This is a genomic window from Methylonatrum kenyense (assembly GCF_023195885.1).
Classification (GTDB): Bacteria; Pseudomonadota; Gammaproteobacteria; order Nitrococcales; family Aquisalimonadaceae; genus Methylonatrum; species Methylonatrum kenyense.
The window spans coordinates 253,953-278,715 of record NZ_JALPKO010000003.1; the positions used below are offsets into that span (position 1 = coordinate 253,953).

Below are 24,763 nucleotides of genomic sequence, written 5' to 3' on the forward strand. Positions count from 1 at the left end.
TGTCAGCTTTGCCCATGCGCCCCGGATTTACCAGTACGCCAGCCGCCGTCCGCCGGCCACGCGACGTTACGGGCTCGAGGGCCGGAAAGCCCTGGTCCCTACCGCGGCGCTGATTCTGCCAACGATCTCCGGCGGTTCCGCATCCCGCGGACGGATGATCAGCATATCGGCGGGGTTGAGTGCGGTGTCGGTCAGCCCGACGATGTTCAGCCGATGGGTCACCAGGATGACCGACGGACCGTCCGCCAGCGCCGCGATCAATTCGCGCATGTCGGCCAAGCGCTGCTCGCGTTGCTCACGGGCATAGAAGAAACTGTCCAGCGCGGGCTGCCGGGTCACCGGACCCAGGCCCAGGGCTTCCGCGGTCTGCCAGCAGCGGCAGTAGCGGCTGGTGTGAACCGGGGTCTCGCCCAATCCATGCTCCCGGAACAGCAGTCCGAGGCGCTGCGCCTCCTCCCGACCGCGGTCCGAAAGTTCGCGCTGCCGGGAACAGTCGTCAAGGTCGATGTCGTCGACCATGTCGGCCCCGGGAGCGGAGGCATGCCGCATCAGCACGATGTAGCCGCCGTCGTGGAGCTGTGCAAGCAGGGGAGGCAGGTCCGCCGGTTCGGTGTGCAGCGGCAGTGGCGGCAGGCAGGCCGCCAGCAGGCCCAGAAGAAACCGTATCCGTGTCATCTGCCGTCCCCCCGGGGCTGGAGGTGTCCGTCGATCAGCTGCAGCCGTCGAAACGTGTCGGGGATGACTGCGCTGGCATGGCTGACCATGACGATCACGCGCTGTGATTCGCTGGCACTCAGCCGTTCGAGTATACGTCGCCCCTGGTCCATGGGCAGTCCCTCGGTGGGTTCGTCCAGCAGCAGGAGATTGCCAGGGGCGAGCAGGGTCCGTGCCCATGCCAGGCGTCGCGCCTGTCCTCCCGAAAGTCCGCCACCGCCGGGGCCGAGTTGGCTGTCGAGTCCATCCGGCATGCCATCAATGAATTCGGCCAGCTCGACCAGTTCCAGCACATCCCAGAGCATCGCATCGCTGGCGTCCGGTCGCGCCAGTAGCAGATTGTCCGCAATGCTGCCCTGGAACAGCACGGTACGTTGCTCCAGCAAGGCCAGCTGCCGGGCCCGGCGGGTCGGGGGAATGGCGTTCACCATCGTGTCGCCGAGCATCACGCGGCCATTGAGGGGTTCGAGCTCGCCCATCAGCAGGTCCAGCAACGCCGACTTGCCGGTGCCGCTGGGGCCGACAATCGCCAGCCTGTCGCCCGGGTGCAAACTCAGGCTGACCGCGTCAAGGCACAGCGGCTGGCCGTCGCGATACCGGAACGATACCTGTTCCATACGCAGCGGCTGCTCTGCCGGCGCGTCGCTGCCGGATTCGTCCGGCACAGGCCCGGAATCACTCTGGCGCAGGCCGAAAAGGCGCACCGCGCTCCATTGCAGGCGGCCGAGTTGCTGCCAAGCGGTGGGCAGCGGACGCAGGATCTCGCCAAGGGCGAATACCGTTAGTACCAGCATGACCAGAATCGGGCCGCTGATGGCGCCATCGCCATACAACGCGATGCCGAACAGGGCGGTCAGCCAGACCGCCAGTTGCGAGAGCACGGTCAGCAGGCTGTCGCCCAGCGCTGTCTGTTGGCCGAGCTGCAGCCGCAGGCGTGCGGTATGTCGCCCCGTATCGAGCAATGCGGTGCCGTAACGCCCATCGCTGTCGAAGAACCGCAGCTCGGTCATGGCGTTGAGACTGGCGATCAGTTGCTGGCGGAAGTGACTCTGGGCGGCGGCCAGCTCGGTACCGGGTCGATGCCCGCGCCAGATCAGCCAGCCGATGCAGCAGAGACTGCCGGCCAGCAGCAGGACAACGATCAGGAACCCTGTCAGGGGCGCCCAGATGGCCATCAGTAGTCCCGCCGCCAGCAGACCGAGCGCGGCAACGATGCTGGGCGCGAGCAGCCGCAGAAACAGTTGGTCCAGGGTGTCGACGTCGGTGGTGATTCGGTTCAGCAGCTCACCGTCGCGCAGCTGAGCCAGGTCCTGCCGCCGTTTCGGCAGCAAGCCATTCACCACCCAGAGCCGGAGGTCCGCCAGGGTGCGCAGCACCGCCTCGTGGTTCAGAAGGCGTTCGCCGTAGCGGAACACGGCCCGGCCGACGGCAAAGGCCCGAATGCCGGCGCCGGGGCGGTAGATGTCCAGGCTGACGCTGGCGCCGGCGGCCATCAACAGGCCGGTGAGCCCGGTGGCGGTGACAAACCACCCGGATAGCGCGAGCAGGCCGATGCCTGACAGTACGGCCAGCAGCATCAACAGCAGGCCACCGGCGAGCCAGCGCCAGCGGCGTGCGTGCAGCCGGATGAAGTAGCCCAGCACGCTCATGACGCCGCGTAGTCCCGCAGGTCCAGGTGTTGCCGGATCCAGTCGAACTGCTCCGGCTGGTGACTCGCCACCAACAGGGTGCATTGACCAGTGAGTCGGCGCAGGGCGTCGAGCACCAGCTGCCGACTCTCCGGATCCAGCCTTGCCGTCGGCTCATCCAGAATCACCAGCGGAGGCCGTTTCAGGAGCAGGCGGGCCAGCGCCACCCGCTGTGCCTCGCCACCGGAAATGCCGGCGCCTCGCTCGCCGATCTCGGTGTCGAATCCGTCGGGCAGGGCATCGGCAAAGCGCGAGACGCCGGCAGCATCCGCTGCCCGCCGGATTGCCGCCTCACTGGCGTCAGGTGCCGCCAGGCAGATGTTGTCCCGCAGGCTGCCGGGAAGCAGCTGGGGGTTCTGGCCGAGCCAGCCGATTCCGGCTTCCAGTCCACCGGGCCGGAACGCGCCGACCGTTTGGCCGGCGATATGAATGCTGCCGCCAGCCGGGGCCAGCAACCCCATCACCGCCTGCAGCACGCTGCTTTTGCCGCTGCCGCTGGGTCCGGTCAGGATCAGGCTGGAGCGGGCGTCCAGTTGGAAACTCAGGCCGGAGAGGAAACATTTGCTGTCGCCATAAGCGAGACGCAGATCGCGCACCGCCACCGGCGCCGGTTCAGGCGGCATCACCGCGCCGCCCGCTGACCGCGGCGGTTCCCGCGATGGCTGTTCCAGCAGTTCGCGGATGCCCCGGCTGGCGCCCAGCGCGGCGGCGCGGTCGTGGTAATGCTGTGCCAGCTCGCGCAGGGGCGCGAACACGTCCGGCGCCAGCAGCAGGATGAACAGGCCGCTGAACAGGGTCAGCTCGGGGGCCGGGCCGATGGTCAGGTAACCGAGCAGCCCCAGGCCGACGTAGATGGCAACCATGGCGATGGCGGCCGCACTGAAGAACTCGAGCACCGCCGAGGACAGGAATGCCACCCGCAGGACCGACATGGTGCGGCGGCGGTAGGAATCGGTGGTGCTGCGCATCTCGGCGGCCGTGTCCGCCCCGCGACCGAGCTGGCGCAACGTGGCGAGGCCCTGCAACCGGTCCAGGAAGAAGCCGCTCAGCCGCTCCAGGGCGACGAACTGGCGGCGGTTGACTGCATCGGCACCCATGCCCACCAATGCCATGAACAGGGGGATCAGGGGTAATGCCAGGAACAGCAGTGCCGCTGCCAGCCAGTCAAGGAACGCGGCGACCGCGATGATGCTAAGCGGCAGGATCACTGCCAGCACGCATTGCGGCAGAAACCGGGCGTAGTACCCCTCCAGCGCGTCCAGCTGGTCGAGCAGGGCGGCGCTGGCGCGGCCGGTACCGATATGAGCGAGACCCACCGGTCCAAGGTCGATGGCCTGCCGCATCAGCCGTTGTCGGAGGTGTTCGCGGATACCGAGTGCCGCCTTCAGCGCAAGCTGGTCCCGCACGGCCAGCCCGGCGCTTCGCAAGGGGATGGTCAATAGCCAGACGCCGAAGGCCGTGGTCAGCCGTTCCGCATCGGTGCCGGCGACAAGCAGGGCATGAACCAGCCAGGCGATGATGCCGACCTGCACGATGGCCAGCCAGCCGGCAAGGACACCCGCCGCCGTTGCCAGCAGCAAGCGACGTCTGGCACCCGGGGTAATCTGCGAAGACAGCCAGGCTGCGTCCTCGTGCCCGGGTCTTGATGTCGTACTGTCCGCCTGCATCGGATGATCAGATGTCCCGCGCGGTCCTGCTGCCGCGGGACCGCCTGTTGTGCCGATGTCAGTGATAGCCCACCGAATCGCGTGTGACCTTGCCGCGGAACACCCAGTAGGTCCAGGCCGTGTACATCAGGATCAGCGGAATGATGAACAGCACGCCCAGCAGCAGGAACAGCTGCGAGCCAGGTGATGCCGCGGCGTCCCAGAGGCTGATGTCCGGCTGGATCACGTTCGGCCACAGGCTGATCGCCAGGCCCGAATAGCACAGCAGGAACAGACCCAGCGAGCAAAGGAAGGGCAGATAGTCCGTCCGGTCGCGCAGCGCCTTGATCATCAGCAGGGTAATCAGCCCGGTGACGACCGGCACCGGGAGGAAATAGTAGAGATTCGGTGTCGAGAACCAGCGTTCGGCAATGGCCTCGCGCATCAGCGGCGTCCAGAGGCTGACCAGCGAGATGAACAGCAGCACCAGGATTAGCAGCACAGGCGCCACGCGGTACGCCCAGTCGCGGACCTCGCCCTCGGTCTTCATGATGATCCAGCAGCCGCCGATCAGGGCATAGCCGGCCATCAGGCCGAATCCGGTCATGATCGCGAACGGCGTGGCCCAGTCGAACGCGCCGCCGACGAAACGGGTGCCGTCCACATCGAAGCCCTGGATGAAGCTGCCGAGGACCAGCCCCTGGGCAAACGTGGCGACAACCGAGCCGACAGTGAACGACACGTCCCAGAGCCATTTCGAGTCCTTGGCCTTGAACCGGAACTCGAAGGCGACGCCGCGGAAGATCAGCCCTGCCAGCATGATCAGGATCGGCAGGTAGACGGCCGGAAGTACGATCGAATAGACCAGTGGGAAGGCACCGAGCAAGCCGGCCCCGCCCAGGACCAGCCAGGTTTCGTTGCCGTCCCAGACCGGCGCGACCGTGTTCATCATGATGTCGCGGGCTTCCTCGTTCGGCGCGAACGGGAAGAGAATCCCGACGCCGAGGTCGAAACCGTCCATCAGGACGTACATGAACACGCCGAAGGCGATGATCAGCGCCCAGATCAGTGTCAGGTCAATGAGCTGGCCTTCCATGCTCGATCATCCTCCGTATGCGTAATGGCAAAAGTTCAACGACACCCTGGCCGATTCACTAGCCGTCGGCCGCCGACATCGGGCGTGCCGGACGCCGCATGTGCCGTGTAACGGCATCGTCCTCCGGCGTCGTTTCCTGCTCGGGCCCGGCCTTCAGGATCCGGCTGATGTAATAGCCACCGGCAATAAAGATCAGCGCGTAGACGACGACGAAGACGATCAGGGACGTCAGTGCCACGCCGCCGGTCAGGGACGGGGTAACGGCGTCCTCGGTGCGCATGATCTCGTACAACACCCACGGCTGCCGCCCCATTTCCGTGGTAATCCAGCCGGCAAGCACCGCAATAAAGGGCAGTGGCATCATGCAGGTGCACAGGCGCAGGAAACCGCGATTGACGAACAGCGTGCCGCGGTAGCGCAACAGCAGACTGAGTGCTGCCACCAGAATCATCAGCATGCCAATCCCCACCATGACGCGGAACGACCAGAACACCGTCGCGACATGGGGGCGGTCCTCGGGAGCCCATTCCTTCAGGCCCGGGACCACGCCGTCCAGATCGTGCTTCAGGATCAGGCTGGCAAGCCCGGGAATGCCGACCTCGAAGTGGTTCATCTCCGCTTCCTGGTCCGGGATCGCGAACAGCAGCAACGGCACCCGGCTTTGCGTCTCCCAGTTGCCTTCCATGGCCGCCACCTTGGCCGGCTGATGTTCCAGCGTGTCCAGGCCGTGCAGGTCGCCGACGAAAAGTTGCAGCGGTGCCATGATCGTGACCAGCCAGAGCGTCATCGAGAACATCACCTTGGCGTATTCCCGCGACTTGTTGATCAGCAGGTACCAGGCGCTGACAGCAATCACGAAGAAACCCGTGGTCAGGAATGCGGCCAGCACCATGTGTGCAAACCGGTACGGGAAGGAGGGATTGAAGATCGCCTCGAGCCAGCTCACCACCTCGACCCGGCCATTGATGATCTCGATGCCGGCCGGTGTCTGCATCCAGCTATTGGCCGACAGGATCCAGAATGAGGAAATGAACGTGCCCACGGCCACCATGATGGCGGCAAACAGGTGCATGCCCTGGGGCACCTTGTCCCGGCCGAACAGCAGAACGCCGAGGAAGGTGGCCTCCAGGAAGAAGGCGGTGACCACCTCGTAGCTTAGTACCGGACCGAGGAAATTGGCCGATGCATAGGACAGTTCACTCCAGTTGGTGCCGAACTGGAACGACATGACGATGCCCGACACCACGCCCATGCCGAAGGACACGGCGAAGACCTTGATCCACATCTTCGAAAGCTGCAGGTAGACCGGGTTGCCGGTCCTGAACCAGAGGCCTTCGAGTACGGCAATGAAGGCCGCAAGCCCGATCGTGAAGGCCGGGAAAATGATGTGGAACGAGACGACAAAGGCAAACTGAATGCGGGACAGAAGAAGCGGATCGAACTCCATTACAGCCTTCCCATGGTCGGCCCGGCCGGGCAGTGCGCCGAATCAGGCGACAAGCCCTTGCCGGGCGGCGATGCCGGGATCGGGCCTGTCAGCGAACGTGTTTGGGCCAGTATATAGAAGCTGCGTGCCGTGACCACCCGGAGGAGCCCGGGTTCAGGATGCCCGCGGCAGCGGGGTTGAGCTGATCCCGGCGGATGCCGTCAGGGGCGTTGAATGCCAGGGCGGGAGCGCTCGCCGAAGCCGATGCAGGACTGGCTGGCCAGCCAGCCGCGCAGTGCTCCCGGATGCAGGCCGAGCATATCGGCAATCAGGGACGGCGCATGGCCCCTGTGGTGCATGGTCAGGGCGATGCGGTGCAGTTCGACCGGTGACTTTCGTGCCATGATGGATTCCTCCGTATGTCTTCGTTCACGGCAGGATCGTAGTTCCGGTAGATGGCCGGCTCATGGCAGCCAGATGTCATTTCAATGACAGGCAGGGCCTGCGCCCGTGCAATGTCCATTGAGGCCGGTGGGGAATCAGTCAGCGTTTCCCTGGCCCAGTGCCTGCGGCGGCGGATAGTCCCGCCGCAACAGTTCCAGCAGCTCCGGGGTGCGTGCGTTGGGCAGCGGGGCGGTGGCCTGCAGCTTTGCCAATACCGCCCGGGGCCAGGCGGTCTCCCCGCTTTTCAGGCTTTCCAGGCTGCCCCACCAGTGCACACCGAAACCTGGTGCACTGATTTCGTTGAACTGCTGCCGGAGGTCTTCATTCAATCCGGCAACCTCCATCGCCGTGATGACCGGCATGGCCGCTGTCTTGAAGCCGATGAAGTCGGCGCCGCGCAGCCCGGCCCGGCGCGGTTCCACGCGCAACAGAAACTGGGCCAGCTCGGTGTGACGCACGAACCATTGCAGCGCACAGGCCGGGCCATCCGGCCAGGGCCCGACGGTCAGCAGACCGATTCGGTAATGCCGCGGGTCGCGGCCGGAGACAATACGGCAGGCCTCGTCCACCGCAGCGCCTTCCCACTCGAACATCGTGCCAATGGCCATGGAACCTTGTCTTAAAGCGTTATGATGGTCGAAGGGTAGGGAAATACGGCATGCTTCGCATCTTTTCGGGCGGGAGGACAGTCGGTTCCGATGGGTATGACGCGAGAACGCATTTACCGGGTGATTTTTCACAACCAGGGGCAGGTCTACGAGATCTATGCCAGCGAGGTCCAGCAGACCGAGTTGATGGGATTCGTCGAAGTGGCCGGATTGCGCTTCGGTGAACGCAGCCAGGTGGTTGTGGATCCCTCCGAGGAACGGCTCAAGGCTGAGTTCGAGGGGGTGAAGCGGATGCATATCCCGATGCATGCGGTGGTTCGTATTGACGAGGTGGAAAAGGCCGGGCCGGGCAAGATCAGCGAGGCGCAGGGCAACATCGCCCAGTTTCCAAGCGGCAGCTACAGCCCCGGCCGCAAGACTTAGCGTTTTCCGCGCCCCTGGCTAAATTGCACAGCACCCCCAGTTGGTTTAACCTCGCTCCCGCATTGGGTCGGCGACCCAATGCAACAGCTTCAGGAGAGGTGTCCGAGCGGTCGAAGGAGCACGCCTGGAAAGTGTGTGTACGGTAACCCCGTACCGTGGGTTCGAATCCCACCCTCTCCGCCATACGAACAAAAATGGGGTGCCCAGCCGGGCACCCCATTTTTGTTCGTAAAGACAAAGGCGGGAATCGAACCCACGTTTCAACAAGTCGGGTTCGACTCCCGAAGCGAAGCGCAGGGAGCCCGTTGGCGCGGAGCGCCAACGACAATCCCACCTCCTCAGTTTGACCATGTTGACGATCGAGGCCGCCACGGAATCAAACAAGTCGGGTTCGATTACCGAAGCGACTGCGACAATCCCACCCCCGGCATTTGCCGCAGTCCGTCCGAAAAGGCTTCCCGCCTAACTCGTCCTGACCCATGACAGCCGACGCAGCACCAGTTTTTCCAGTTCCACGACAACAAACACGGCAGCACCGAAGGTCAGAATCCGCGCCCAGTCGTTCAAGCCGATCGGTGCGGTGCCGAAAAGGGCATGTGCCACTGGCGTATAGGTAAACGCGAGTTGCAGCAGGATCAGGATACCGATCGCCGTCCACATGGCGCGGCTCTGGAAAAGCGCGAAGCCTGCCAGTACCGGCTGGTAGATCAGCCGCAGGTTCAGCAAGTAGAACGCCTGTCCCGCCACCAGGGTATTGATCGCCACGGTCCGCGCGATTTCGTCCGGCGCATCGACGACGGTTTCCATCCAGACGAAATGGCCGAAGGTGCCCAGCCACAGCAGCACCGCGACGAACGGGATTCGCCAGAGCAGGAAACCCGATAGCAGCGGTGCGGCGGGATCACGTGGCGGGCGCTGCATCACGCCGGGCTCGCTGGGCTCGAACGCCAGCGCCATGGCCAGCGTGACCGAGGTCACCATGTTGACCCACAGTACCTGGACCGGAGTGAGTGGCAGGGCCAGGCCCATCAGGATCGCCATCATGATGGTCAGGGACTGCCCGGCGTTGGTGGGCAGCATGTGCAGGATGGCCTTGCGGATGTTGTCGTAGACGGTGCGGCCTTCTTCCACCGCATGGGCGATGGAGGCGAAATTGTCGTCGGCCAGCACCATCTCCGAGGCTTCCTTGGCGGCCTCGGTGCCCTTGTTGCCCATGGCGACGCCGACGTCGGCACGTTTCAGTGCTGGTGCGTCGTTGACCCCATCCCCGGTCATGGCAATCACGCTGCCGGTTGCCTGCAGGGCCTTGACCAGACGCAGCTTGTGCTCCGGCGTCGTACGCGCGAACACATCCGTTTCGCTGGCAACGCGACGCAGTTCGTCGTCGTTCAGGTCATCGAGTTCGTGGCCGGCCATGGCCCGGCCGTTGTGTTCGCCGCCGATCCCCAACTCCCGGCCCACCGCACAGGCCGTAATCAGATGATCGCCGGTGATCATCTTCACGCGGATGCCGGCCTCGTGACATTCGGCCACCGCGCTGATTGCCTCGTCGCGCGGCGGGTCGATGATCCCGAGCACCGCGAGGAGCGTGAAACCGCCGCGCTCGGCGTCTTCGTAGTTCAGGCTCTGGTGCTCCACATCCGCCGACCGTTTTGCAACGGCCAGCAAGCGTTGCCCGCGGTCGGCGATGCGATCCATGACCTCTTTCAGTCGGGTCTGGTCCAGCTCGGTTTCACCGTCGGCGGTGGCCTGTGAGTCGCACAACTCCAGGACCCGTTCCGGGGCGCCCTTGAGATAGACGACCCCATGGCCTTTATGGTCATGGTGCAGGGTGGCCATGTATTTGTGGGCCGATTCGAACGGAATCACGTCTGTTCGCGGATAGTCGCGATGGACTTCGTCCAGTTCCAGCCCGGCCTTGAAGGCGAGGGTAAGCAGGGCACCCTCGGTCGGGTCGCCTTCGAGGACCCAGTTTCCGTCCCGGTGATGCAGCTGCGCGTCGTTGCACAGCAGCGCCGCCAGAAAGGCCTCCGACAGGACGGGTTCCGATTCCGGATCAATCGTGCTGCCGTCGCGGTTGAAGCCGCCTTCCGGCGCGTAACCAACACCATCCACATCCACCAGGCCATCGGCCATGGCCAAGGTCTGGACGGTCATTTCGTTTCGGGTCAGGGTGCCGGTCTTGTCCGAACAGATCACCGACACCGAGCCCAGCGTTTCGACGCCGGGGAGGCGCCGGATGATGGCATTGCGCCTGGCCATCTTCTGCACGCCGATGGCCAGGGCGATGGTCATGATCGCCGGCAGGCCCTCCGGGATGGTGGAAACGGCAAGGCTGGCCGCCGCCAGAAACATCTCGTCCAGCGGGTAGTCGCGGATCCAGTAGCCGAAGGCGAAGGTCAGTGCCGAGATCGCGATGATCACGCCCGCCAGCCAGCGGCCGAATTGCTCGATCTGGCGGACCAGCGGGGTTTCCAGGCCTTCGACCTCGCCGAGCATGCCCGAGATCCGGCCAATCTCCGTGTGCTCGCCGGTGGCAACGACCAGGCCGGACGCCCGCCCGAAGGTCACCAGGGTGCCTGAATAGGCCATGCAGCCACGGTCGCCCAGGTCCGCTTCGGCCGGGACCGGCTCGGTGCCTTTCTCCACCGGCACGGATTCGCCGGTCAGCACCGCCTCGTCGATCTGGAGGTTCTTGGCCTGCAGGAGACGCAGGTCTGCGGGCACCTTGTCGCCGGCCTGCAGCAGTACCACGTCGCCGGGAACGATCTGGTCCGCGCTGACTTCGCGGCGCTTGCCGCCGCGCATGACCAGGGCGGACGGCGACAACATCTGGCGGATCGCATCCAGCGCCTTTTCCGCGCGGCCTTCCTGGACGAAGCCGATCAGGGTATTGATCAGCACAACGGCAAGGATGACGCCGGTATCCACCCAATGCCCCAGCAGCGCCGTGCCGATAGCCGCCGCGATCAGGATGTAGATCAGGATGTTGTGGAAGTGGCGCAGGAAACGAACCACGGGCCCCGCCTTGCGGGGTGGGTTCAGCTGGTTTTTTCCGTAGCGTTCCAGTCTCTCGCTGATGTCTTCCTCGGTCAGTCCCTGTTTTCCACTGGCCAGCCTCTCGATGACCTCCTCGGTCTCACATGCGTGCCAGTCGCTGCGTTGTTCGCCGTTTTCCATACGGTAGTCTGTGTTCCTGGTTGATTATTCTTCGACCAAACGGGCAGTTCAGTGGGTATGAACCTACCATTGGATCATCGCCTCGCCGCTTGATCCACATCAGCCACGGGACTGCCAGGCGACCGGCTCAGGGCTTCGCCTCCGGATTTCATGTCCCCGCCGCCGAATGCTAGACTCCGCTCCACCTGACAGCCCACGCGGCTTGTCAGGGGGTCAAGCGGCCCGCTTCAATGGCGGCGCCGCCGGTCCCCTCGCGACGATATGTTGTGAATCCGGTCAGGCCCGGAAGGGAGCAGCCGTAGCAGCAGATTCGGGCGCCGGGGTGTGGCTGGTGGTTGCCGCCTCCAATATCGCGGAGCAGTTCGGGTTCCGCGCGCCTTTGCCCCGGGTTCGGGGTCCATCAAAGACTCCTGCATGTCCGTCGCGGTGTTACACTTCGGCTTTGTTTCAGCCCGGGGTCAGCCGTACCACGTCCACGCCATGAGTCATCAGGTTCTCGCTCGAAAATACCGGCCGCGCAGCTTTGACGAGCTGGTCGGACAGCAACATGTGCTGCGCGCCCTGGCCAATGGCATGGCGCAGTCGCGGCTGCATCATGCCTACCTGTTTACCGGTACCCGGGGAGTCGGCAAGACCACACTGGCGCGTATCCTTGCGCGCTGCCTGAATTGCGAACAGGGCGTCAGCAGCACGCCCTGCGGCGCGTGTGGCGCCTGCCGCGAGATCGATGAAGGCCGCTTTGTCGATCTGATCGAGGTGGATGCGGCCTCGCGGACCAAGGTCGAGGACACCCGCGAACTGCTCGACAATGTGCAATACGCGCCGACGCGTGGGCGCTACAAGATCTACCTGGTGGACGAAGTCCACATGCTGTCCGGTCACAGTTTCAATGCCCTGTTGAAGACGCTGGAAGAACCGCCACCGCACGTGGTGTTTCTGCTCGCCACCACCGATCCGCAGAAACTGCCGGCGACGGTGTTGTCGCGTTGCCTGCAGTTCAACCTGAAACGCTTGCCGCCGGACCTCATCGCCAGCCATCTGCGTGCCTTGCTCGACCAGGAACAGGTCGAGGCCGAGGAGCGGGCGCTGCAACGCCTGGCGCGGGCGGCCGATGGCTCGATGCGTGACGCGCTAAGCCTGACCGATCAGGCGCTGGCATTTGGCTCCGGCGCACTGCGTGACGACGATGTCGCGAGCATGCTCGGTTCCATCGATACCCGCTGGGTGCTGGATATATTGCAGGCCCTGCAGGCGGGCGATGGTCCGGCGCTGATGCAGGCGGCGGACGGGCTTGCAGAACAGGCGCCGGATTTCAGCGATGTACTGGCGGCCATGCTGGAAACGCTGCACGGGCTGGCCGTGTTGCAGACGGTGCCGGAGGCCGCGGATCAGGATGACCCGGAGTTCGAGCAACTGCAGCAACTGGCCGAGGCCCTGGCGCCGGAAGACGTGCAGTTGTTCTACCAGATCGCGCTGAACGGACGCCGGGATTTGGCGCTGGCACCTGATCCGCGCCTCGGCTTTGACATGGTGTTGTTGCGCCTGCTGGCGTTTCGTCCCGATGCCGGCGAGACGCCTGATCCGTCGTCCGGTGCGGGCCGGCAACCGAAGCCACGGTCGGCGGCGGCTTCGCCGCGACCGAAAAAACCGGAACCAACGGCCACCGCGCCGGCACCGCAGACAGCCACGGCCGTGCCGGAACCGGCGGTCGAGGAAGCCCTACCCGGTGATCGTGGTGATTCGACGACGCAGGAGGCGCCCGACTCGCAAGCCGCAGCTTCGAAGTCGGTGCCACCGTGGCCGCAACTGCTGGAACAACTCGGCTTGTCCGGCATGTCCCAGGAACTGGCGATGCAATGCCACTGGGGTCGGCAGGATCAGGATCTGGTTGTACTTCACCTGGACCGGGCGCATATCCACCTGTGTATGCCACCGCTGGAAAAGCGACTCCGTGAGGCACTGTCGGACTGGTTCGGTCGACCGGTTACCTTGCGTATCGAGCCGGTGGAGGCAGCGGCAACGCAGACGCCTGCGGCAATGGCCGATGAACAGCGCCGGCAACGGCAGCGGTTGGCGGAGCAGGCCATTGACGGTGATCCGACCGTGTCCGCGCTGCGCGAGACGTTCGGCGCCGAGATTGTTCCCGATTCGGTCCAGCCACGCGGGCACTGAGGCGCGTCGTAGCGGTCCGAACTGGAAATCATCAAGATATTGATCAGTTATCAAGTGACGGAGGCAGACCATGCGTGGTGGTGGATTGGGCAACCTGATGAAGCAGGCCCAGAAGATGCAGGCGGACATGCAGAAGGCGCAGGAAGAGCTGGCCAATCTGGAAATCACCGGACAGGCCGGCGGCGGCCTGGTGTCGGTGATCATGAACGGCAAGCATGAGGTGCGCCGCGTTGATATCGACGATTCGCTGTTCGAGGACGACAAGGACATGATCGCGGATCTGGTGGCAGCGGCTATCAACGATGCAGTGCGCAAGGTGCAGGAAACCAGTCAGGAACGGATGTCGAAGATGACCGCGGGCATGGGTCTGCCGCCGGGCATGAAGCTGCCTTTCTGATCGCACCGTGGCATTTTCACCACTGATTCGTGATCTGATCGACAGCCTTCGCTGCCTGCCCGGCGTCGGGCCGCGCAGCGCCCAGCGCATGGCCTTTCATCTGCTGCAGCGGGACCGTGCCGGTGGCGAGCGGCTGGCGACGCTGCTGGAGCGGGCCATGCGCGAAATCGGTCAATGCGAACAGTGTCGCCAGCCGACCGAGGAACCGGTCTGCAGTGTTTGCCGCGAGAATGGACGTGACCCGGCGCTGCTGTGTCTGGTGGAAAACCCGGCCGATGTGTTTGCGCTGGAGCAGGCCACCGATTACCGGGGGTTGTATTTCGTGCTCATGGGGCGGCTTTCGCCGCTGGATGGCATCGGTCCGGAGGCACTCGGTCTGGACAGACTGGAGCAGCGCTTTCGCGACGGCGTGGTGCGCGAGGTGATTCTCGCCACCAGCCCGACCGTTGAAGGCGAAGCCACCTCGCATTATGTTGCCGAAATGGGCCGCGAGTACGGCGTGCGCTGCAGCCGCATCGCGCATGGCGTGCCGGTAGGCGGTGAGCTGGAATTCGTGGACAGCGGGACCTTGTCCCACGCATTCGCCGGCCGCCGCGACTACGGCTGAACGGCTTTCCGCTCGCGGAGCAGGGCCTGGTAACTGGCCAGCCGCCGCGCGGAGATCCCGCCCTGGTCCGCGGCTGCCAGCACCGCGCAGTCCGGCTCATCCTCATGCCGGCAATCCCGGTAATGGCAGTGCTCGGCCAAGGCCCCGATTTCACTGAAGCCCGCTGCCAGCGCCGGTGGGTCCAGGTGCGCCAGCCGGAGGATCCGGATGCCCGGTGAATCCATCAAGGCACCGCCGGATTCCAGCGGGTACAGCGTGGTCTCGGTGGTGGTGTGACGGCCCTGACCTGATGTCCTGGACAGTGCCTGGGTGCGGGCCGGCAGGTCGGGTATCAGGGCGTTGATCAGGGACGATTTCCCGACCCCGGACTGGCCCAGCAGAATCGCGGTGCCGCCGGCCATGGTTCGCGCCAGGGAATCCAGTCCACGACCGGTCTTCGCGCTCAGTTGGCGGGTTTCAACGCCCAACTGCTGCCATTCCCCCAGCAGGCGGGTTTCCGCCGCGCCGCCGTCGGCGACCAGATCGACCTTGTTCAGCAGCAGCACCGGTTTGACCGACAGATCGTGGGCCAGCACAAGATACCGGTCCACCAGTTCCGGGTCCGGTGCCGGTTCCGGTGCCAGCACCACCATCATGCAATCGATATTCGCCGCCAGCGGCCGTACCTGACCGCGGTAGTTGGTCCGGCTCAGCGTGTTGCGCCGGGGCAGGATCTCCTCGATCACGCCCTCGTTGGGCTGCGGCAGGCTGAAGCGCACGTGGTCGCCGCAGATGGCGCGCCCTGTGCGGCGCCGGGATACGCAGCGGTACAAGCGGTCGTCCGCCTCGTGCACCACCGAGGTGGGGCCGTAGCCGACCAGCACCCGTCCGCTCAGCACCGGAGGCCGTCCGTCGCTCTGTTACACTTTGCGGCCGCCGGTCTGTTGCCGAGGCGGCGTTCTGCTTCAACCATACAAGGTAGCCTGCTCATGCCCGAAGTCAGTGACGCGAATCTGATCTGGATCGATCTGGAAATGACCGGCCTCGACACGGACCGGGATGCCATCATCGAGATCGCGACGGTCATTACCGACAGCCAGCTCAATGTCCTTGCCGAGGGGCCGGTGCTGGCCATCCATCAGCCGGACAAGGTCCTGAACGGCATGGATGACTGGAACACGAAGCAGCACACCCAATCCGGGCTGGTTGACCGGATCCGCCGCAGCAAGCACGACTACGCCAGTGCCGAGGCACAGACACTGGCCTTCCTGCGGCAATGGGTGCCGGCCCGCAAATCCCCGATGTGCGGCAACAGCATCTGTCAGGACCGGCGGTTTCTGCATCGCCTGATGCCGGAACTGGAGCGCTATTTCCATTACCGGCACATCGATGTCAGCACCCTCAAGGAACTGGCCAGTCGCTGGATTCCCGACATGGCCCGGGAATTCAAGAAACGGTCCAGCCATCTGGCGATGGATGACATCAAGGATTCCATCCGTGAACTGCGCTTCTATCGCGAACGCTTCCTGAAAGTGCCGGAAGAACTCATCTCCGGTTCCTGAGCGATTCGACCCGCCGGTCGGCCCGGATTCGAGCCGGTCTATTCGCCATGGTCCACCGGCGTATCGGGCCGGTTGCCCCAATCGGACCAGGAACCATCGTAGCCGCGGGCATCCGGGTAGCCCAGCAAGTGCAGCACGAACCAGCTCAGGGCCGAGCGATGGTGCGTCTGGCAGTGGGTGACCACCGTGTGTTCGGGACGCAGGTCGCGCTGTTCCAGCATGCGGCGCAGTGTCTCGGTGTCCTTGAGTCGTCCGTGATTGTCCGGATCGAGAAACGCGGTCCATTCCAGATGGCGTGCTCCGGGGATGTGCCCACCCCTGGCTGCCCGCACGTCCTCGCCGAGGAATTCCGCCCGCGAGCGCGCATCCAGGATGCGCAGGCCCGGATCATCCAGCCGCTGCAGGATCATGGCCCGGTCCGCGCGGGCCGCCGGTGCCGCAGGAATCTGCGCCGGATAGGGTGCGGCAGCGGACTGTTCGGTATTGCCGCGTTCCAAGGGCAGGCCTGCGGCCCGCCAGGCGGCAAGACCACCGTTCAGCAGGGAATAGCCGCCGCCGTGGCCGATCACATCCAGCGTCCACAGCAGACGACTGGCACGGCCGCCACCGGTGTTGTCATAGGCGACCACATGGTGCTCGGGGCGCAGGCCGATGGCGCCCAGCGCTTGTGACAGGTCGGCTGCATCCGGCAGCAGGCCCATGGCCGGCGGCTCCTTCCGTAGCAGGGCACTGAATGGCAGCGGCAGGGCGCCCGGAATATGGCCGGCCTGGTGCACCTCGGTATCGCAGAGGTCGACGATGCGCAGGTCCTGCTGGTCCACGCGAGCGGCGAGGTCCGTCGGTTCGAGCAGCAGGGGAAGTGATTCGCTCATGGGTTTGTTCCGTCCTTGACCTGCAGCAGTTCCAGCCAGTGTCGCACCGGGATGTCGGCCGCTGCACCCAGGTGGGTGATGCAGCCGATGTTCGCGCTGGCAATCAGCGCCGGACTGCCCGCCTTGAGATTGGCGAGCTTGTTCTGCCGCAGGCGCCTGGACAATTCCGGTTGCAGGACCGAATAGGTCCCGGCGGAACCACAGCACAGATGGGCGTCGGCGACCGGGGTCAGGCTGAAGCCGATGCGCGACAGCAGCGCTTCCACGCGTCCCCCCAGCTTCTGGCCATGCTGCAGGGTGCAGGGCGACTGAAAGGCGATCGCACGCGGCATGTCCGGCGCCGGTTCGAGCCGCGCCTCTTCCTCCAGCAGCAGCTCCACCGGGTCCTTGCACAGTGTGGTCACCCGCTCGGCCTTGTCGGCGTATTTCGGGTCGTCGGCCATCAGGTGTGCATAGTCCTTGACCTGCACGCCGCAGCCGCTGGCATTGACGATGATCGCCTCGGCACCTGCCTCGATCGCAGGCCACCAGGCATCGATGTTCCGGCGGATCCGCTGTCGTGCCGTCTCCGGATGTCCCAGGTGCTGGTCGATGGCGCCACAACAGCCGCTGGCCGGCGTGCGCACCACGCCGATGCCGAGTTGATCCAGCAGGCGGGCGGTCTGCGGGTTGATGACCGGATCCATGGCCGGCTGCACGCAGCCTTCCAGCATCAGGACCTGGCGCCGGTGCCTGCCATCGGCAGGCCAGGCGGGAGCCTGCCGCCGGGGCGGAATCTTGTCCCGCAATGCGGACGGCACCAGTGGCTGGAACTGCTGACCGAGGCGGAGCAGGGCGCCGAACAGCCGCCGGCGAGGCAGCAGCCAGCGCAGGGTCAGCCGTTGCAGGCCAGCCGCGCGACTGCGCGGTACCTGCTGCTCGACCAGTTCGCGACCGATGTCGGCAAGCCGGCCGTACTGCACCCCGGACGGGCAGGTCGTTTCACAGGCCCGGCAGGTCAGGCAGCGGTCCAGGTGCAACTGGGTCTGTGCGCTGGGCTCGCGGCCTTCCAGCACCTGCTTGATCAGGTAGATGCGGCCGCGCGGACTGTCGCGCTCATCGCCCAGCAGCTGATAGGTCGGGCAGGTGGCAAGACAGAAACCGCAATGCGTGCAACTGCGCAGGATGCGATCTGCTTCCTGTCCCTGGGCGGTCTGCTGGATGTCGTCGCGAAGCCAGGTCTGCATCGGAAAGTCCTAGGGGAGCGCTGATGAGTCAGAAGTCGGCATACATCCGGCCAGGGTTCAGGATACCGGCAGGATCGAAGGCCTGCTTGAGGCGGCGGTGGAAGGTCTGCAGCGGTGCGGCCAGCGGATGGAACACGGCGTCTTCCTGATCGCCACCGCGGAAGCATACGGCATGACCGCCAAGAGAGGCGGCCTGTTCCCGCAGCGCTGCGGCATCCCGCGCACCACGCAGCCAGAGTTGCTGGCCGTTCCAGTCGTGCAGGACCGGTCCGTCAAAACCGCTGCTGTCGGTCAATGGCGGCAGCGAGACCCGCCACAGGGGCGTGTCAGCGTCTTCGAAGAACGGCAGCGCCTGATCCCGCAGTGCCGACCACCAGTTGGCGACCTCGGCCACATGTTCGCCGCCAATGGTCTGGCCGGCGGCCTGTAGCGCGCTTTGCGAACCCGACAGCCTGAGATGCAGGTGGCTGCCGTCATGGGCAGCGCCGGTGACCGGAAAGCCCTGACGGAACCAGTCCTCCACCTGGCTGAACCCCTCCATGACGGGTAGGTTCAGACGCAGACCCAGCTCGGCCTCGGGACGCGGTAGAACCTTCAGCGACACCTCGGTGAGCACACCCAGGGTGCCGAGCGCGCCCGCCATCAAGCGGCTGACATCGTAACCGGCCACATTCTTCATCACCTCACCGCCGAAGCGCATGTGTTCGCCGCGGCCGTTGATCAGGCGCAGGCCCAGCACCTGATCGCGGGCCGCGCCGAGCCAGGGACGGCCGGGGCCGGACAGGCCGGTGGCGATGGCGCCGCCCAGCGTGCCACCGCCGAAGCGCGGCGGATCGAAGGGCATCTGCTGGCCTTCGGCGGCCAGGGCCTCATCCAGTTCCGCCAGCGGCGTGCCGGCACGTGCGGTCAGCACCAGCTCCGTTGGCTCGTAGTTGACGATGCCAGTGTGGCCGTCAACAGCCAGCGTTTCACCGCGGCTTGCGCGTCCGTAGAAGGTCTTGCTGCCGCTGCCGTGGATGGTCAGCGCCGTTCCCGACTGCGAGGCCTCGGCCACGCGCGCTGCCAGGTCGTGGCTAATGTCCTGTCCGCTCATCATGCTCCCGGGGCCCGGTCTGATTCTCGCGCCCGCTGCGGCGCACGGCTGCGTCTCGCGTCAGTCATGTCCGGCACGTGCACCTCCTTAAAATCTCGGGATATCGGGGTGTGGCAATTGCCCGTCATGCACGTGCATGCCGCCGAACTCGGCGCAGCGGCTCAGCGTCGGAATGGCCTTGCCGGGGTTCAGCAGGCCATGCGGGTCGAAAGCGGCCTTCAGCGCATGGAACTGGGTGATCTCCGCCTCCGGAAACTGCACGCACATCTGGTTGATCTTCTCCATGCCGACGCCGTGCTCGCCGGTCACGGTGCCGCCGACCTCGACGCAGAGCTCCAGGATCTTGCCGCCCAGTTCCTCGGTACGATCAAACTCGCCCGGCACGTTGCCGTCGTACAGCACCAGCGGATGCAGGTTGCCGTCCCCGGCGTGGAAGACATTGACCACCCGCTGGCCGTACTGATCGCTGAGCTCCTGCATGCGCCGGAGAACCTCGGCCAGGCGCTTTCTCGGAATCGTGCCGTCGATGCAGTAGTAGTCCGGCGAGATGCGGCCCACGGCCGGGAAGGCGGCCTTGCGCCCGGCCCAGAAGCTGGCCTGTTCCTCCGGCGTCTTAGCGACCCGGATGTCGTTCGAGCCAAGTCGGTCAAGCAGGATGCGAAGCTTGTCCAACTGGTCCTGCAGTTCCGCCGGGTTGCCATCCAGCTCGCAGATCAGGATGGCCGCGGCGTCCACCGGGTAGCCGGCATGCACGAAATCCTCGGCGGCGCGAATGGCCGGGTTGTCCATCATCTCCAGGCCGCCGGGGATGATGCCCGCCGCGATGATGCCGGCGACCGCATTGCCGGCGGTTTCGACATCGGCGAACCCGGCCAGCAGCACTTCCTTGGCCGGTGGATGCGGCAGCAGCTTGACGGTGACGTCGACGATCACGCCGAGCATGCCCTCGGAACCGGTGATGGCCGCCATCAGGTCGAAGCCCGGGCTGTCCAGGGCTTCACTGCCCAGGGTCACCAGTTCGCCTTCCATGGTCACCATGGTCACCGACAGCACGTTGTGCACGGTCAGGCCGTATTTCAGGCAGTGCACCCCGCCGGCGTTCTCGGCGACATTGCCGCCGATGGAGCAGGTGATCTGGGAGGAGGGGTCCGGCGCGTAGTACAGGCCGTAGGGCGCGGCGGCCTCGCTGATCGCCAGATTGCGGACACCGGGCTGGACCCTGGCCAGCCGGCGCCGCTCATCGATGGACAGGATCTGGTTGAAACGTGACAGGCTGAGCAGCACGCCCTGCGGATGGGGCAGGGCGCCGGCGGACAGGCTGGTGCCGGCGCCACGGGCCACCACCGGGACGCGTAACCGTGAACAGAGGGCGAGTACTGCCTGCACTTCGTCGATGCTGGAGGGCAGTGCCACCACCAGCGGCATTTGCCGGTAGGCGGACAGGCCGTCGCACTCGAACGGCCGCATCGCCTCGTCATCCACCAGCAGGTTATCCGGAGCCAGCACCTCGCGCAGGCCCTGGATCAGCGTCTCCCGGTCGACCTCGAAGGCGTGATCTTCCTGACGATAGACGCTGACCATCGGATGTTCTCCCGGCTGTGTTTCGGCTCAGGACTCCGCTTCCCGCCCGGCCAGATAGAGCCAGGTTTCAACCACGGTGTCCGGATTCAGCGAAACGCTCTCGATGCCTTCATCCATCAACCAGCGTGCCAGATCCGGATGATCGGACGGTCCCTGGCCGCAGATGCCGATGTACTTGTCGGCCTTGCGGCAGGCCTGGATCGCCTGGTGCAGCAAGGCCTTGACCGCGTCGTTCCGCTCGTCGAACAGATGCGCGATGGTGCCCGAATCCCGATCCAGGCCAAGCGTCAGCTGGGTCAGGTCGTTGGAACCGATGGAGAAGCCGTCAAAGTACTCCAGGAACTGATCAGCCAGCAGGGCGTTGGAAGGCAGCTCACACATCATGATGAGCTTGAGGCCGTTCTCACCGCGTTTGAGGCCGTTCTGTTCCAGCAGTTCCACCACCTGGCGCGCCTCGTCCACGGTGCGGACGAACGGGATCATGATCCAGGTGTTGCTCAGGCCCATGTCGTCACGCACCTTGCGCAGGGCGCGGCACTCCAGCTCGAAGCACGGGCGGAAGCTCTCGTCGATATAGCGCGAGGCACCGCGGAAACCGAGCATCGGGTTTTCCTCGTCCGGCTCGTACTGCTCGCCGCCGATCAGGTTGGCGTATTCGTTGGACTTGAAGTCCGACATGCGGACGATCACCGGTTTCGGCGAAAACGCGGCCGACAGCGTGGAAATGCCCTCGGCCAGGCGGTCGACGTAGAACTGCACCGGATCCTTGTAGCCGGCGATCTGGGTATCGATCACCTTGCGCAGATCGTCGGGCTGCTGGTCGTATTCCAGCAGGGCCTTGGGGTGGATCCCGATCATGCGGTTGATGATGAATTCGAGCCGCGCCAGACCGATGCCGGCATTCGGCAGGTTGGCAAAGTCGAATGCCCGGTCCGGGTTGCCGACGTTCATCATGATCTTGAACGGCAGATCCGGCATGTCGTGCAGGCTGATTTCCCGCACTTCGTAATCCTGCAGTCCGGCGAAGATGTAACCGGTATCGCCTTCGGCGCAGGACACGGTGACCTCATCACCGTCGTTAATGTGGTCGGTGGCGTTGCCACAGCCCACCACCGCCGGAATACCCAGTTCGCGGGCAATGATCGCCGCATGACAGGTGCGGCCGCCGCGGTTGGTGACGATGGCCGAGGCCTTCTTCATTACCGGCTCCCAGTCCGGGTCGGTCATGTCGGTGACCAGCACGTCGCCGGCGTTGATCCGGTTCATCTCGCTGATGTCGGAGACCACCTTGGCCGGCCCGGCGCCGATGCGCTGGCCGATGGCGCGGCCGGTAACCTTCACATCGCCACGATTCTTCAGGTGGTAGCGCTGCAGAGTCTGGCTGCCGTCCCGGCTTTTCACCGTCTCCGGGCGTGCCTGCAGGATGTAGAGCCGACCGTCGTTGCCATCCTTGCCCCATTCGATGTCCATCGGCCGACCGTAGTGCTTCTCGATGATCAGCGCCTGCCGGGCCAGGGACTCGATTTCCTCGTTGCTCAGGCTGAAGCGCTGGCTGTCCTCGGGCGCGACGTCCACGGTCTGCACCGATTTGCCGTGGCCGGACTCGTCGCTGTAGACCATCTTGATGGCCTTGCTGCCGAGCACCCGTCGCAGTACTGCGGGGCGGTCGGATTCCAGCGCCGGCTTGTAGCAGTAGAACTCGTCCGGGTTGACCGAGCCCTGGACCACGGTCTCGCCCAGGCCGTAGCTGGAGGTAATGAACACCACGTCGCGGAAGCCGGACTCGGTGTCCATCGTGAACATCACGCCGGCCGCACCGATATCGGAACGCACCATGCGCTGGATGCCCGCCGAGAGGGCGACCTCGCCGTGGTCAAAGCCCTGGTGCACCCGGTAGGAAATCGCGCGGTCATTGAACAGCGATGCGAAGACGTGCTTGATCGCCAGCAGCACGGCATCCAGTCCGCGCACGTTGAGGAACGTTTCCTGCTGCCCGGCGAAGGAGGCATCCGGCAGGTCCTCGGCGGTGGCCGAGGACCGGATGGCAAACGATGCTTCACCTGAGGTTTCGTTCTCAAGCTTCTGGTAGGCATCTTTTATTTCCCGATCGAGTCGTTCAGGGAAGGGCGTGTCGATAATCATCTGGCGGAGGCTTTCGCCCGTCTTCGCAAGCTGTTCGACGTCATCGACATCAAGCCCTTCAAGCGCCTCGGCGATGCGTTCGCGGAGGCCGCTTTCGTCCAGAAAGTCCCAGTAAGCGGCAGCGGTGGTGGCGAAACCGCCGGGTACCTGCACGCCGGCGTTGGCAAGGTTGGAGATCATTTCGCCGAGGGACGCGTTCTTGCCCCCGACCCGACCGACATCGTCCATGCCCAGTGAATCAAACCAGATGACGTAGTCCTGCAAGGTTCTGTCCCCCTGTTGCCCGCGCCGCGCCGCGGCGCGCCGTGCTGCCGGTGGGTGGGCAGCGTCTGGATACCATGACGCATTCGTGACCGAGCCGCGCCGATGCGCGCGTATGGTACGAAATGCCGCAACGCAGCGTAACCCCCAGCGAAGCGTAGATCGATACCTGCGCAAGCCACGATCGCGGGGCCGGTCGCGTATCTGCCGCCTGTCTTTTCCGCTAGCATGCCGTATTTCGCGACATGGCAGGGGCAGTGTGCTTATGGCGGAATTGTCGAAACGGACCGTGTTCTTTGTCTCGGATCGAACCGGTATTACCGCCGAGACTCTGGGGCACAGCCTGATGACCCAGTTCGATCTGGAATACGAGCAGGTGACGCTGCCCTTCGTCGACAATGCGGAGCGCGCGCAGAAGGTCGTCGAGCAGGTCAATCACATCAATAACAATGGCGGGCCGCGGCCAATCATCTTCAGCACGGTGATCCAGGACGATGTGCGTGAAATCCTGAAAGACGGCAATGCCGCATTCTTCGATTTCTTCGATACCTTCATTTCACCGCTGGAGTCGGAACTGGGCACGGTCTCGTCCCACGCGGTGGGACGCTCCCACGGTATGGGCACGCCGCAGACCTACGATGTGCGGATCGACGCCATCAATTTTGCACTGAACCATGATGACGGGGTGACCACGCATCACTACGATCACGCGGACATCATTCTGGTCGGCGTGTCGCGTACCGGAAAGACGCCGGTTTGCCTGTATCTGGCGCTGCAGTACGGGGTGTTCGCGGCCAATTATCCGCTGACCGAGGACGACCTGATGGGGACCCGGCTGCCAAAGCGGTTGCATCCCCATCGCGGCAAGCTCTACGGATTGTCCATCGAGCCCGAACGCCTGCAGTCAATCCGTCAGGAGCGGCGACCGAACAGTCGCTACGCGGCATTGGCCCAGTGCCAGATGGAGGTGATGCGGGCTGAAACCCTGTTCAAGCGGGAGAAGCTGCCCTTCGTCAACTCGACCACCGTATCGATCGAGGAGATTGCCACCATGATCATGCATGAACGCAAACTGGTCCGCCGCGTTCACTGACAGCGGCCGGGATCTGCTGTGATATTCTCGCGGGATGAAGATAACGCTGCGAGATCATCCGCTACTGCAGGACTTGCCGAACCGTTCGTTCGCGACACTGATGGAGCTCTACGAGAGCAATTACATCCTGATGCGTCGCCTGGCGCCCGAGCTCGACGCCCTGCCACGGGACAACCGGTCGATTGGCCGGGACGGGGTTGATCTTTACCTGCACCTGCTGGATCGCACCCGCTACACGACGGGTCTGCGCCTGACCCATTACTTTGATCCCGAGTCGCAGCCGGGCAATGAACCGGACCTGATGATTCGCGTTTACCATGATGCGCGCCTTGCCGAAGTGATGCCCGAGACGCCGGTGGATCGATTCCACTTCTGGAGCGGCGAGCGGCCGGAGCAGAAGAGCCTGCCCTGGCGCTGGGAACTCAATCGCTTCCTCAACCGCTGGCTGCGTTATTGCCTCGGCCGCGGCCACGTCTTCCTGCCCGACCGGCAGCACGCCTCCAACGGCTGACCCGGCTGCACTTTACCTGGTGCTGGTCAGTCGCGCGGGGAG

The 24,763-nt window shown here is 64.8% G+C and carries 21 protein-coding genes, 1 tRNA gene and 1 other RNA gene; 9 read left to right on the forward strand and 14 right to left on the reverse strand.

Annotation, left to right across the window (positions count from 1 at the left end; all coding sequences use genetic code 11):
- Nucleotides 1-66 precede the first annotated feature (66 nt).
- From M0534_RS05325 to M0534_RS05355, 7 genes are all read right to left on the reverse strand, one after another.
- Entirely contained in the window at nucleotides 67-675 is a 609-nt protein-coding gene (locus tag M0534_RS05325; RefSeq protein ID WP_248567374.1) for a histidine phosphatase family protein, read from the reverse strand.
- Nucleotides 672-2,363: a thiol reductant ABC exporter subunit CydC gene (gene cydC, locus M0534_RS05330; RefSeq protein ID WP_248567375.1), complete on the reverse strand. Its 1,692-nt coding sequence runs from the start codon at nucleotides 2,361-2,363 to the stop codon at nucleotides 672-674. The genes M0534_RS05325 and cydC overlap by 4 nt, the downstream gene beginning before the upstream one ends.
- Nucleotides 2,360-4,069, reverse strand: a complete 1,710-nt coding sequence (cydD, locus tag M0534_RS05335; RefSeq protein WP_248567376.1) for a thiol reductant ABC exporter subunit CydD — start codon at nucleotides 4,067-4,069, stop codon at nucleotides 2,360-2,362. The genes cydC and cydD overlap by 4 nt, the downstream gene beginning before the upstream one ends.
- A gap of 58 nt (nucleotides 4,070-4,127) precedes the next feature.
- Nucleotides 4,128-5,144 carry a cytochrome d ubiquinol oxidase subunit II gene (cydB, locus tag M0534_RS05340; RefSeq protein ID WP_248567377.1) on the reverse strand — a complete coding sequence of 339 codons (1,017 nt, stop codon included), beginning with the start codon at nucleotides 5,142-5,144 and terminating at the stop codon, nucleotides 4,128-4,130.
- 58 nt (nucleotides 5,145-5,202) lie between these two features.
- Nucleotides 5,203-6,591, reverse strand: coding sequence for a cytochrome ubiquinol oxidase subunit I (locus M0534_RS05345; RefSeq protein ID WP_248567378.1), 1,389 nt, complete (start codon nucleotides 6,589-6,591; stop codon nucleotides 5,203-5,205).
- Nucleotides 6,592-6,791: 200 nt separating this feature from the next.
- Complete coding sequence (locus M0534_RS05350; RefSeq protein ID WP_248567379.1) at nucleotides 6,792-6,974, reverse strand: hypothetical protein; 183 nt, start codon at nucleotides 6,972-6,974, stop codon at nucleotides 6,792-6,794.
- 135 nt (nucleotides 6,975-7,109) lie between these two features.
- A complete protein-coding gene (locus M0534_RS05355; protein ID WP_248567380.1) occupies nucleotides 7,110-7,622 on the reverse strand; it encodes a hypothetical protein in 513 nt (170 codons plus the stop codon).
- Between the two features lie 96 nt (nucleotides 7,623-7,718).
- Between M0534_RS05355 and M0534_RS05360 the strand changes: the two genes are divergently transcribed.
- Nucleotides 7,719-8,045: a DUF1820 family protein gene (locus M0534_RS05360; RefSeq protein WP_248567508.1), complete on the forward strand. Its 327-nt coding sequence runs from the start codon at nucleotides 7,719-7,721 to the stop codon at nucleotides 8,043-8,045.
- A gap of 92 nt (nucleotides 8,046-8,137) precedes the next feature.
- Nucleotides 8,138-8,228 (forward strand) — tRNA-Ser (locus tag M0534_RS05365).
- A gap of 279 nt (nucleotides 8,229-8,507) precedes the next feature.
- Here the strand turns inward: M0534_RS05365 and M0534_RS05370 are convergent.
- On the reverse strand, nucleotides 8,508-11,225 hold the full coding sequence (locus M0534_RS05370; protein ID WP_248567381.1) for a cation-transporting P-type ATPase: 2,718 nt from the start codon (nucleotides 11,223-11,225) through the stop codon (nucleotides 8,508-8,510).
- 240 nt (nucleotides 11,226-11,465) lie between these two features.
- On the opposite strand from M0534_RS05370, the gene ffs reads away from it, so the two are divergent.
- The 4 genes from ffs (at nucleotide 11,466) to recR (ending at nucleotide 14,401) form a co-directional block, all read left to right on the forward strand.
- Nucleotides 11,466-11,562: signal recognition particle sRNA small type (gene ffs / locus M0534_RS05375), an RNA gene on the forward strand.
- A 143-nt stretch (nucleotides 11,563-11,705) separates the two neighbouring features.
- Nucleotides 11,706-13,397: a DNA polymerase III subunit gamma/tau gene (gene dnaX / locus M0534_RS05380; RefSeq protein WP_248567382.1), complete on the forward strand. Its 1,692-nt coding sequence runs from the start codon at nucleotides 11,706-11,708 to the stop codon at nucleotides 13,395-13,397.
- Between the two features lie 70 nt (nucleotides 13,398-13,467).
- The gene (locus M0534_RS05385; protein WP_248567383.1) at nucleotides 13,468-13,794 is read left to right on the forward strand and encodes a YbaB/EbfC family nucleoid-associated protein; all 327 of its coding nucleotides are present in this window, start codon (nucleotides 13,468-13,470) and stop codon (nucleotides 13,792-13,794) included.
- Between the two features lie 7 nt (nucleotides 13,795-13,801).
- Nucleotides 13,802-14,401 carry a recombination mediator RecR gene (gene recR / locus M0534_RS05390; RefSeq protein WP_248567384.1) on the forward strand — a complete coding sequence of 200 codons (600 nt, stop codon included), beginning with the start codon at nucleotides 13,802-13,804 and terminating at the stop codon, nucleotides 14,399-14,401.
- Here recR and rsgA read toward each other — a convergent pair.
- A complete protein-coding gene (rsgA, locus tag M0534_RS05395) occupies nucleotides 14,392-15,279 on the reverse strand; it encodes a ribosome small subunit-dependent GTPase A (RefSeq protein WP_248567385.1) in 888 nt (295 codons plus the stop codon). The two genes, recR and rsgA, sit on opposite strands and share 10 nt — an antisense overlap.
- A gap of 90 nt (nucleotides 15,280-15,369) precedes the next feature.
- Here rsgA and orn point away from each other — a divergent pair, with 90 nt between their 5' ends.
- Nucleotides 15,370-15,942, forward strand: a complete 573-nt coding sequence (gene orn / locus M0534_RS05400) for an oligoribonuclease (RefSeq protein WP_248567386.1) — start codon at nucleotides 15,370-15,372, stop codon at nucleotides 15,940-15,942.
- A gap of 38 nt (nucleotides 15,943-15,980) precedes the next feature.
- Here orn and M0534_RS05405 read toward each other — a convergent pair whose 3' ends face one another.
- From M0534_RS05405 to ppsA, 5 genes are all read right to left on the reverse strand, one after another.
- On the reverse strand, nucleotides 15,981-16,814 hold the full coding sequence (locus tag M0534_RS05405) for a sulfurtransferase (protein ID WP_248567387.1): 834 nt from the start codon (nucleotides 16,812-16,814) through the stop codon (nucleotides 15,981-15,983).
- Nucleotides 16,811-18,040, reverse strand: coding sequence for a glycolate oxidase subunit GlcF (glcF, locus tag M0534_RS05410; protein WP_248567388.1), 1,230 nt, complete (start codon nucleotides 18,038-18,040; stop codon nucleotides 16,811-16,813). The genes M0534_RS05405 and glcF overlap by 4 nt, the downstream gene beginning before the upstream one ends.
- Nucleotides 18,041-18,068: 28 nt before the next feature.
- Nucleotides 18,069-19,136, reverse strand: coding sequence for a glycolate oxidase subunit GlcE (gene glcE / locus M0534_RS05415; RefSeq protein ID WP_248567389.1), 1,068 nt, complete (start codon nucleotides 19,134-19,136; stop codon nucleotides 18,069-18,071).
- 84 nt (nucleotides 19,137-19,220) lie between these two features.
- Complete coding sequence (locus tag M0534_RS05420; RefSeq protein ID WP_248567390.1) at nucleotides 19,221-20,714, reverse strand: FAD-linked oxidase C-terminal domain-containing protein; 1,494 nt, start codon at nucleotides 20,712-20,714, stop codon at nucleotides 19,221-19,223.
- Nucleotides 20,715-20,741: 27 nt separating this feature from the next.
- A complete protein-coding gene (gene ppsA, locus M0534_RS05425; protein ID WP_248567391.1) occupies nucleotides 20,742-23,120 on the reverse strand; it encodes a phosphoenolpyruvate synthase in 2,379 nt (792 codons plus the stop codon).
- Nucleotides 23,121-23,382: 262 nt separating this feature from the next.
- Between ppsA and ppsR the strand changes: the two genes are divergently transcribed.
- Nucleotides 23,383-24,210, forward strand: a complete 828-nt coding sequence (gene ppsR, locus M0534_RS05430) for a posphoenolpyruvate synthetase regulatory kinase/phosphorylase PpsR (protein ID WP_248567392.1) — start codon at nucleotides 23,383-23,385, stop codon at nucleotides 24,208-24,210.
- Nucleotides 24,211-24,244: 34 nt separating this feature from the next.
- A complete protein-coding gene (locus tag M0534_RS05435) occupies nucleotides 24,245-24,721 on the forward strand; it encodes a DUF1249 domain-containing protein (RefSeq protein WP_248567393.1) in 477 nt (158 codons plus the stop codon).
- The last annotated feature ends 42 nt before the right edge of the window (nucleotides 24,722-24,763 follow it).